This is a genomic window from Brucella sp. NBRC 113783 (assembly GCF_040372265.1).
Classification (GTDB): Bacteria; Pseudomonadota; Alphaproteobacteria; order Rhizobiales; family Rhizobiaceae; genus Brucella; species Brucella teleogrylli.
The window spans coordinates 52,947-63,210 of the sequence record NZ_BAABRX010000014.1 but is presented as its reverse complement, the minus strand read 5'-3'; the positions used below and the strand labels follow the sequence as shown (position 1 = coordinate 63,210).

Below are 10,264 nucleotides of genomic sequence, written 5' to 3'. Positions count from 1 at the left end.
GAAAGCGAGCAGCACGCAGCTTCGACGCCATCTCAAAAGCACTTGGCGATATCATCAGTCTCTTCTCCATCAATGAATGCCAGAACTTCTTTAAGGCTGCTGGGTATGAGGCCGAATAAATGCGACAAGCTTTAGATACATATACTTGCTAGTGGTCTTTTTGATTCCAACATTTGCTCAGCGCGTGAACCGAGGGATGCAAATGTTGGAATCAGACCACTAGCGCTGCACTTTCACGCCGAGATAAATGCTGTTGGAGTTATATTCTCGTGTCGAAACCTGGCTCGTCAGGAATTCATGACGCAAGCGCGCATCAAGCCCGACGAAGCGGTTGATCCAGTAAGTCGCGCCGATCTGTGCACCCAGCGTATAGTCCGTGCCGGTGCCATCCTTGTTCGCGCGGATGAGCGTGTCGACCCTGCCATTGAGGCTGAGGTCCGACCGGATGCGATGCGTGACGTCGAGGCTCGCAAATTGCAGCAGCGAACCGGCAATGCCCGGCGTGGTGGACATATCCACGGTGGTTTGTGAATAAAGCCGCACATCGGTGCCACGCAATGGCGACCAGTTGAGCGCGGCATTGATCGACGGTCCGCTGACTGCTCCAAGCCGGTCATCATCGCTGTTGGCGCGCATATAGCCTGCGGCGAACTCGCCGTTCAGCTTTTCGCCCATATCGACCATCAGGCCGCCGCGCAGGGCGAATTGCGAACCACTGCGTTCAAAGCCGTTGCTATCCACGCGCTCGTCGAAAATGCGCTTGCCGAGTTCCACTTCGGCGAATGGCTTGATGGCCTGCGACATGGAGAAACCGCCGCGCAGCGTGATGCTGGCATAGGTGTTGTCGCGATCCTTCTGGCTGACAGTGCCGCCGGAAGGCAGTTCCGCATCGCCATACATATCGTGTTCGACGCGGCCCGTGGCGCGACCGAAAATCAGCCCCGTATCGTGCTCGACGCCGAGGCTGCCATTGAAGGTGTGAACCAGCGGGCGCTGCAAGGCGCCAACCACGCCATTCGGATTGGAGGCGCTTTCACGCCGCAGCCTATAACCCGCGCCCGTATTGACCGTGGTTTGGTCGGTCAGATCGAGGCGCAGATTGCCCTGAATGTCGAGCTGCGGTTCGCTCACATCCTGACCGGAAATGGATTTGCTCAGCGTGCCCGATGCATCGAGCGTCGCCTGATGCCGCGCCCAGTCGGATTGCGCATTGAGGCGCAGCGTGGTTTCCGATAGCACTGCACTCGAACCGGACGCACTATTGTCGCCGTTCGATGTCGCGCGAATGCCTTGCTCAAGCGAAGGGCGCAGAACGAACGATCCGGCGCGGAGGCCAACCGGCGCGAAGGGGTCTGCCTCCTGTGCCGGCCCGCGCCCCTGTTCGGGTGACTGGCGCATATTTTCGCGCTGCACACGCCCGCTATCGCTATCCGCTTCGTTTGTGATCGCGCCAACCCGCATGGCGTCAAGCGGTTGATCCTCGAGCGGCGCCGCCGGGGCAGGCTGTGGCTGGGCGTCCGCTGCAACCGCATTATCCTGCATCGGCGCGAAAAATGTGTCGGAACCGTCATCGCTCCCACCACCGCTGGCGCTATCGGAACGGCCGGGGGCTGCGAGCCCGCGCGCGGCGAGCGTATCCGGCGACGAGGCGGAAAGCACGTCTTCCGGCACACTGCCGCGCAGATAGGCATCCTGAGCATGCGAGAGGGAAGGGATGATAGCCATCGCCGCGCCCGCCAGAAACAGGCTTCTCAGCCTGCGGGCAATGGGCGTCGAACCGCCGGATAGAGGCATGGCAAATGGCATATGTGATTTCAAACCGTTGCAACGTGGTGGATGAACGGTAAAGGCACATGGTTAATTCTTGGTTGCCATCGGCGATGTTGCGCAACGAAAGCAATCATTTGTGGGTAATAAAAGCTTGGACAACGGGCAGCGAAGAGGCTAACGCTTTGCGCCATGGAAAAGCTCGATCAAACCCAGATTTCGACGGGTGCGGAAGCGGCCATCGCTTCGGCGCTCCGGACCATTCGAACCGAAAACGAAGGACTTGCCGCGCTTGAAGAAGCGCTGCGCAATGGTTTGTCCGGTCCCTTCGCACAAGCGGTAAAACAGATCGCCACCGCCAAGGGGCGTCTGGTCGTTACCGGCGTCGGCAAGAGCGGCCATATCGGCGTCAAGCTTGCCGCCTCATTTGCCTCGACGGGCACGGCTGCTTTCTTCGTGCATTCGGCGGAGGCCAATCACGGCGATCTCGGCATGATAGGTCGTGACGATGTGATTCTGGCGATCTCGTGGTCCGGCGAAACGGCCGAACTGAAGGGCATCGTCAATTATTCGCAGCGTTTCCGCATTCCGCTGATTGCAATCACCTCGCGTGAGGATTCCGCACTCGGTCGCGCTGCAACTGTCGTGCTCCAGTTGCCCAAGACGGCAGAAGCCTGCCCGCACGGGCTGGCGCCAACCACTTCAACCATTATGCAGCTCGCCATCGGCGATGCGCTGGCGATTGCGCTTCTGGAAGCACGCGGGTTTACACCGAGCGATTTCAAGACCTTCCATCCGGGTGGTTCGCTGGGTGCGAGCCTCATCCATATCCGCGATATCATGCATCGCGGAGAGCGCATTCCGCTGGTAGCCGCTGGAACGGCCATGCCAGCCGCGATGAAAGTGCTGGCGCAAAAGAGTTTCGGTTGCGTGGTTGTGGTCGATGAGAGCGGCGAACTGGCCGGTATCGTCACGGACGGCGATATTTCGCGCAATCTGCACCGCAATCTGTCGGAACTGGCGGTCGATGACATCATGACCCGCAAGCCGAAGACGGTCGATCAGAACATGCTGGCCACTGCTGCACTCAACACGATCAACGAAAACCACATCGGCGCACTGATCGTGGTCGAGAACAACCGCCCGGTCGGTCTCGTGCATTTCCACGATCTGCTGCGGATTGGGGCTGTCTGATTAAGGGAGTAGGGGAGTAAGGGAGTAGGTTGACGACCAGCGCATAACATACTGACCCATTCCCCTATTCCCCTATTCCCCTAAACAGCTACCTCTATCTCCAGCGTCACTGCATCGAAGGCCACGACGCGAACTTCAGTACCTGCGGGCAGGTCCGGCCCTTTCACACGCCATGTCGTATCGTTGATGCGAATGCGTCCGCGCCCATTGATGATGGGCTCGGTCAGTGTGGTGCGCTGACCAACCAGCTGTTCGCCGCGCCGGTTGAGCAGAGGCTCGTCCAGATTTTCGCTCTTCGAGCCAAAGAAACGGCGTCCTGCCAGCGCGAACACCACGGCCAAAACAAGAAAGACGACCAGTTGGACCTGCCAGCCAAAAGCGCTGGTCGATGACAGGAGAAAAGCCATCCCCCCTGTCACCAGTGCGGCGAGGCCGAACCAGATGAAGAAAATGCCGGGCGCCAGAATTTCGAGAATGAGCAGGACCAGCCCGAGGACCAGCCAGCTCCAGATGCCAAGTTCGGACAGAAATTCGATAATCATGGCGCTCCACCCCTGATTTAGCCGCGACCGGTCGGCGGAACGCTGCGCGCGCGCGAAATGCCCGGCGATGGCGGTGTCGGGTCAACGGGCTTGTTGCCGTCGCCGAACACTTCCCGCGCAATGGCCCCGATCCCGCCGAGCGAACCAATCAGCGAGCTTGCTTCCAGCGGCATCAGCACGACCTTCTGGTTCTTGGCGCTGGCGATATTGCTGAGCGCTTCGGTGTATTTCTGCGCCACGAAGTAATTGAGCGCCTGCACATTGCCGTTGGCGACAGCGTCCGACACCAGCGTCGTGGCCTTGGCTTCGGCTTCGGCGAGACGCTCGCGGGCTTCCGCTTCGCGCTTGGCTGCTTCCAGCTTGCCCTCGGCTTCGAGAATTTGCGACTGCTTCTGTCCCTCAGCGCGCAGGATCTGGGCATTGCGGTCGCCTTCGGCTTCCAGAACCTGTGCGCGCTTGTCACGCTCCGCCTTCATCTGGCGGGCCATCGAGGTGACGATATCTGCGGGTGGATTGATATCCTTGATTTCCACGCGGGTCATCTTGATGCCCCATGGATGGGCTGCTTCGTCAACGACACGCAGCAGGCGATCATTGATCGCATCGCGGTTGGAAAGCAATTCGTCTAGATCCATTGAGCCCATAACGGTACGAATGTTGGTCATGGTGAGATTGAGGATCGCATATTGCAGGTTGGCCACCTGATAGGCGGCCTGCGCGGCGTTCAGCACCTGATAGAAGGCAACGCCGTCGACGCCGACAATGGCGTTGTCACGAGTGATGACTTCCTGCGTGGGCACGTCCAGCACCTGCTCCATCATATTGAGGCGCGCGCCGATACGGTCGAAGAACGGGACAATCAGATTCAGGCCCGGATTGAGCGTACGTGTATAGCGGCCGAACCGTTCCACCGTATAGTTGAAACCCTGCGGCACCGTCTTGATGCCCGCGAAGAGTGTCGCCAGAACCAGCGCAGCCAGAATGAGCAGCGTGATGTCGAAACCTGTCATTGTCTAACCCTCGTTATATGGCAGTAGGGCAATAAGGCAGTAGGGCAGTAGGATAGAAATTACCACAGTTCAGACATACTGCCTTACTCACTTACTGCCCTATTGCCCTAAATCCATCCCTGCAACTCGCGCCGTACCATCGTTTCGATGACCTTCATGCCCTCTGCGCTGTCATTGAGGCAAGGGATGTGGCTGAAATTTTCGCCGCCGTTTTCATGGAAAAGGTGTGCGGCTTCATTGCCGATCTCGTCAACCGTCTCAAGGCAGTCCACAACGAAGCCCGGATTGAGAACAGCCACGGATTTCACGCCCTGTTTCGCCAGATTTTCCACGGTTTCATCTGTGTATGGCTGGAGCCATTCCTCCGGTCCAAAACGGGACTGGAAGGTGGAACGAAACTGGTTTTCATCCATGCCGAGCCGGATGCGCAACAGGCGCGAGGTTTCCAGACATTGTTCGCGATAAGGATCGCCCTTGTCGGAATAGCTTTTCGGAATGCCGTGATAGGACGCGAGGATCACTTCCGGCTTGAAGGACAGTGTCGCGAGGTGGCTTTCGATGGAGCGCGCCAGCGCTTCGATATAGACCGGTTCCGTTTCATAAGACGGAATGGTGCGGATTGCGGGCATGAAGCGCTTTTTCATCAGCGCTTCGAAAAACTTGTCGTTCACCGTCGCGGTCGTGGTTGCCGAATATTGCGGATAGAGAGGGAACACGACGATACGCTCGCAGCCCTGTTGCAGCAGGCGATCGGTCACGCTTTCAATGGATGGCTGGCCATAACGCATCGCCCAGTCTACGACGACGTTGGGAATGTCGGTGAGCGCGGTTGCCAGCTTTTCACCTTGCGCGCGCGTATAAGTGCGCAACGGCGACTCGTTCTTCTCGTGGTTCCAGATGCGGTCATAGAGCTTGCCGGAACGCTTGGGACGCGTATTGAGCACGATGCCGTAAAGGATCGGATACCAGAACAGGCGCGACCATTCGATCACGCGGCGGTCGGACAGAAACTCTGCAAGATAGCGCCGCATCGGGGCGTAACTCGTGCCGTCCGGCGTCCCCAGATTGACCAGCAGAACCCCAACTTTGGGCAGTTTGGCCTGCGCGGGCTGGTTTGGGTTCTGTTGCACGGTGTCCATCTTACTCATGAGCCGACTCCTATCCCGCTGGAAAATAGAGCATTTCCAGCAAAAGTTTGAAACGGTTTTACGCGGGAAACGCGCAGTAAGCAAAGGCCAGAAAAAGCGACAAATTACAATCCTGACAATTGCAGACAACAAAAAATTCAAGCGGCGCGAGCATAGCCCGCGCCGCTTGAAGGGGAAGAGATGTTATGTTTCGCTTTAAAGCGGTTCCGGTTAAAACAGAATCTCGGAACCGCTATATCTGTTTGTTTTTACGCATTATCCTGCGCAAAACCGCTACGCACTTTTGCTGGAAATGCTTTAGCTGGTTGCGCGACGGGACAGTGAGAAGCGCGAGCCTGCCGACGAGGTGCAGTTGAGCTGGTTTTGCGAAACCAGAGCACAATTGACCTTGGACGAGGTGCCGCGCACGATCGAGCGCATGTCGATTTCAACGAGCTGCGGCGACTGATAGCGATAATTGCCTTCGGCGAGCCGTTCGTTGGTGTCGGTGGTGCGGGTTTCGAAGATACCGCCATTGAACGACGATACAATGCCGTTTGGATCGACCCAGCTGCCTTCGATGCCACTCGGTGCGCGGGAGACAGTTGGAACATTGCCGCCGACCGGTCCGGTCGTTTCGCAAGCCGCCAGCACAAGCGACATGACGGCAAGTGGGGCAACGATGCGGAAGCTTTTCATGTCCATGCTTTCTCCAAAATGGGGATAATGACGTGTGATGAATCGAAATTTACACGAAAACAAGTCCCCAATGTGAGGATTGGCCGCCAGATGTGTTAATTTATTGGTAATGATGCAAAATCGCCGCGCAGATGCCGGCTTTATGCCGTGAATATCAGCCCGAAAGATACAAGCATCAGCAAGACAAGCAGACCCGCCGACCACTTCATCATGCGACTGATAAGGGCGATGCGGGAGGAATTGTTCTTGACGGAGCGACGTGCTGCGAGGGACTTGGCAGTTTGGTAGAGGGCCAGATAAACAACCATCGAGACCAGTCCGATTGTCCATCCCGTCTGCACAAGCTGGCTCGGATGCCCCGGCACGCCCAGAATCCACGGCAGGATCAGCAGCCCGCTGAGCAGGGCTACGAGATCGGGAAAGCGGTCTGCCACAATGCGCCTTAATTGACCGGACATGTCTGGAAAATCACATCAGTTTCGTTCGGATGCGCTGAGGCGCAAAGGCCCGGTCGGTGCCGGGCCTTGGCTTCATTGAATCAACGCACCAGCACGTTGCGGAACTGCCATGGGTCCTTGGTGTCGAGGTCTTCCTCGAACAGATGCCCGCGACCTTCCAGTGGCGTCCAGTCGGTATAATAGCCTTTCACGGGGCCAAGATACTGCATCTGGACTTCGAGGCAGCGGCGATAGTCGATTTCGTCAGTTTCAACGATACCGCTTGTCGGGTTTTCCAGCGCCCAGACCATTCCAGCCAGCACGGCGGACGAAACCTGCAGGCCCGTCGCATTTTGATAGGGCGCAAGCTTCCGTGCTTCCTCGACAGTTAGTTGCGAGCCATACCAGTAGGCGTTCCTGTCATGACCATAAAGCAGGACCCCCAGTTCGTCCGAACCGTCGAGAATTTCTGCCTCTTCCAGCACATGCTGGACGGGCTGGGCCTTGCCGCCCGCGCCGAACATTTCGTCGAGCGAGAGAATGGCGTCATTGCTCGGATGATAGGCATAATGACAGGTCGGACGGTAATCGAGTTTGCCCTTCTTATCCCGCACGGTGAAGTAATCGGAGATGGAGATCGCCTCGTTGTGGGTGACCAGCAGGCCGAATTGCGCGCCGAGGGTCGGGCACCAGGTGCGAATGCGCGTATTGCCGCCGGGCTGTTCAAGGAAAATTGCCGCCTTCGTGCCCTTCTTCTGCTTGCGTGCATTTTTCGGCTTCCACTTTTCGTGGCTGCCCCAGCCGAGTTCGGCAGGCTGTAAGCCTTCGGAAATGAAGCCTTCGACGGACCACGTATTCCAGAACGTGTTGAACGGTTTCGGTTCCTTTGCGCGCTGCGTGTCGCGTTCCGCGATGTGAACGCCCTTCACGCCAGCCTTTTTCATCAGCTTGGCCCAGCCATTGCGGTCATCGGCCGCCGGTTCGGTGAAGTCGAGCTTGAGTTCCGTCGCCAGATCGACCAGCGCCTTCTTGACGAACCACGACACCATGCCCGGATTGGCACCGCAGCACGACACGGCGGTCGGGCCGCCGGGGTTCTTGCGCTTTTCTGCCAGGAGGGTTTCGCGCAGCGCATAATTGGTGCGCGCGGCATTGTCCATCTTGTCATCGAAATAGAAGCCGAGCCAAGGCTCGACCACGGTGTCGATATAAAGCGCGCCGTTCTTGCGGCTATAGTGCATCAGATCGACCGATCCGGTATCGACCGACAGATTGACGACGAAAGCCTGTCCTTCCGCACCTTTCAGGAACGGGTCCAGCACTTCTGCGTAATTATCCTTGGTGATCGCCTGTTTGACGAAACGAATGCCCTTGTCGTCAAGGATCTTGCGGTTTTTCTCGCTCGGGTCGATCACGACCATCCGCGATTTGTCGAATTTGAAATGGCGTTCTATCAGCGGCAGGGTACCGCGCCCGATCGACCCAAAGCCGATCATGATTACGGGGCCGGTGATCTCGCTATAGACTTGCCATTTCGCTTTCGCCATTTTCTTCCTCTGTGTGAGCCGCAGAAATTGCGGCGTTTTGCTCTGTAACCGTTCGACGGCAGGATTGAAACCGGAACGATAGCACAACTTCATACAAAGAAAGAAACGTCACACCCCTATGACATGCAGACGTGTTTAACGCTTTTTAGGATTTTAGCCTTCAATCAGCTTGGCGCGGATCATGCCGCGCAGTGAATTGCCGACGAGAATATTACGCGCGTTTTTGAGATCGTCTACGGAAACTATCCCCTCAGAGACCACGCTGTTGTTCAAAAGCTCGCGGCGCAGAACGCCATCCAGCAGCCCGCAGGATAGAGCAGGCGTCACACAGGTCGTACCGCCAATATCGAGGAAAATCGACGTGATGGTGCCTTCGCAGACCTCATCGCGGTCATTCAGCAGGATGACCTCGTCCACTTCTGCGGAAGAATATTCCTCACGCGCGGCGATATAGGCCTGACGGCACGTGGTCTTGTACCGAAGCAGCGGGTCGTCATGTTTGAGGCGGGTGCGTGCAATCGCTATGCGCCATGTCGTCTGCTGCGGCAGCGACTCATAATTAAAGGCAGCAACATTGGCGACGCCATCCGGGGCCAGCGTGAGGCGCAGTTTCAGGGCGTGGTCACCGGAGCCTGCATTTTCAATCTGCTGGCGGATGGCGTCCATATTGCAGGAGAAACCAAGTTCGCGCGCGGACTGTTCCAGTCGCGCCAGATGCAATTGCAGCCGCAGAACCCCGGACAGAGGCTCCCATCGCATGGTTTCAATCAGCTGATATTCTGGTTCCGCACTGACGGTTTTTGCCCCGTCGCGAACCGTGCTTTCAGAAGGCATTCCTCATACTCCGCTTGCGCCGTGGAATCGAAAACCACGCCGCCCCCGACATTGAAGATTGCACGATTTTCGTCGAGAAGCGAGATCGTGCGGATGGCGACATTGAAACGCATGCGTCCGCTTGGCTCAATCCAGCCGAGCGAACCGCAATAAATGTCACGTGGGTTGGGTTCCAGCTTGCGCAGGATTTCCATGGCGCTGATTTTCGGCGCGCCGGTAATCGAACCGCAGGGGAAAAGGGCTGCAAATAGCGACCGCAGGGAAATATCGCTTTTCAGCCTTGCTCGTACCCGACTGATCATTTGGTAAACCGTAGGGTAAGTTTCAACCCGGAAAAGTTCTGGCACCTCCAGCGTGCCGACTTCGCTGATGAGCGATATGTCGTTGCGCAGCAGATCAACGATCATGCGATTTTCCGCCTGGTTTTTTGGATCGTTCATCAGAAAGGTGCGATTAGCCTCGTCTTCCTCAGGCGTCGCTCCGCGCGGCATGGTGCCTTTCATGGGATGGGTTTCGATCCACCCATCGGCATCCACCTCGAAGAAAAGCTCTGGCGAACGCGACAAGACTGTCGGACCGCCGAGATCGCAATAGGTCGCGTAGCGAACCGGCTGACGTGCGGCGAGCGCGTTGAACAGCACCAGCGGATCACCGCCCCATTCCGCATGAACCGGAAAGGTCAGGTTGCCCTGATAGCAGTCACCTTCGTGCAAGTGTCGGTGCAGGCGGTCGAACCGCGTTTTATATTCTGCTGGCGTCCATTCGGCGACAGGATCGCGCAGATAGGTCGCATTATCATTGCCACGATGATGCAAAACTTCGTCAGATGGCCCGTCGAAGACGCCGAAGCACAGCATAGGGGCCTTGCGCCCGGTCGGCAGGAGGGGCTTCAGCTTCGGTTCAAGAAGATAGCCGGCCTCATAGGAAAGATAGCCCGCAAGCCATTTCCCATCCGCATGGGCGTGTTGCATGGCATCCCATGCGGCATCGAATTCATCCGGCTCGTCGGCGCGGATGATGGTCGATGGGGCCGCGAAAAGCACGTCGCGGCCCGCCTTATCGTCCCGAAACAGGATCAGCGGTTTGTTACCCGTTCGGGTCACTGTC

At 57.5% G+C, this 10,264-nt stretch carries 10 protein-coding genes; 1 reads left to right on the top strand and 9 read right to left on the bottom strand.

The features are described from left to right. Positions 1–219: 219 nt before the first annotated feature. Positions 220–1,806, bottom strand: coding sequence for an outer membrane beta-barrel protein (locus ABWW11_RS23560; RefSeq protein WP_121538726.1), 1,587 nt, complete (start codon positions 1,804–1,806; stop codon positions 220–222). A 153-nt stretch (positions 1,807–1,959) separates the two neighbouring features. Here ABWW11_RS23560 and ABWW11_RS23555 point away from each other — a divergent pair, with 153 nt between their 5' ends. Then, on the top strand, positions 1,960–2,961 hold the full coding sequence (locus ABWW11_RS23555; RefSeq protein WP_109367721.1) for a KpsF/GutQ family sugar-phosphate isomerase: 1,002 nt from the start codon (positions 1,960–1,962) through the stop codon (positions 2,959–2,961). A gap of 80 nt (positions 2,962–3,041) precedes the next feature. Here the strand turns inward: ABWW11_RS23555 and ABWW11_RS23550 are convergent, their stop codons facing one another. From ABWW11_RS23550 to ABWW11_RS23515, 8 genes are all read right to left on the bottom strand, one after another. Beyond that, positions 3,042–3,503 (bottom strand): NfeD family protein, encoded by a 462-nt coding sequence (locus tag ABWW11_RS23550; protein WP_109367720.1) that lies wholly within the window; start codon positions 3,501–3,503, stop codon positions 3,042–3,044. Between the two features lie 17 nt (positions 3,504–3,520). Beyond that, the gene (locus tag ABWW11_RS23545) at positions 3,521–4,513 is read right to left on the bottom strand and encodes an SPFH domain-containing protein (RefSeq protein ID WP_109367719.1); all 993 of its coding nucleotides are present in this window, start codon (positions 4,511–4,513) and stop codon (positions 3,521–3,523) included. A 107-nt stretch (positions 4,514–4,620) separates the two neighbouring features. Further along, on the bottom strand, positions 4,621–5,661 hold the full coding sequence (gene hemH, locus ABWW11_RS23540; RefSeq protein ID WP_124916260.1) for a ferrochelatase: 1,041 nt from the start codon (positions 5,659–5,661) through the stop codon (positions 4,621–4,623). A 297-nt stretch (positions 5,662–5,958) separates the two neighbouring features. Next, positions 5,959–6,339: an outer membrane lipoprotein Omp10 gene (gene omp10 / locus ABWW11_RS23535; protein ID WP_109368022.1), complete on the bottom strand. Its 381-nt coding sequence runs from the start codon at positions 6,337–6,339 to the stop codon at positions 5,959–5,961. 140 nt (positions 6,340–6,479) lie between these two features. Next, positions 6,480–6,797 carry a hypothetical protein gene (locus ABWW11_RS23530; RefSeq protein ID WP_109367717.1) on the bottom strand — a complete coding sequence of 106 codons (318 nt, stop codon included), beginning with the start codon at positions 6,795–6,797 and terminating at the stop codon, positions 6,480–6,482. An 80-nt stretch (positions 6,798–6,877) separates the two neighbouring features. After that, entirely contained in the window at positions 6,878–8,323 is a 1,446-nt protein-coding gene (locus tag ABWW11_RS23525; protein ID WP_109367716.1) for a homospermidine synthase, read from the bottom strand. A 153-nt stretch (positions 8,324–8,476) separates the two neighbouring features. Continuing rightward, positions 8,477–9,157, bottom strand: coding sequence for an aminotransferase class IV family protein (locus ABWW11_RS23520; RefSeq protein ID WP_124916262.1), 681 nt, complete (start codon positions 9,155–9,157; stop codon positions 8,477–8,479). After that, on the bottom strand, positions 9,091–10,260 hold the full coding sequence (locus ABWW11_RS23515; RefSeq protein WP_319081232.1) for an aminodeoxychorismate synthase component I: 1,170 nt from the start codon (positions 10,258–10,260) through the stop codon (positions 9,091–9,093). The genes ABWW11_RS23520 and ABWW11_RS23515 overlap by 67 nt, the downstream gene beginning before the upstream one ends. Positions 10,261–10,264: the final 4 nt, after the last annotated feature.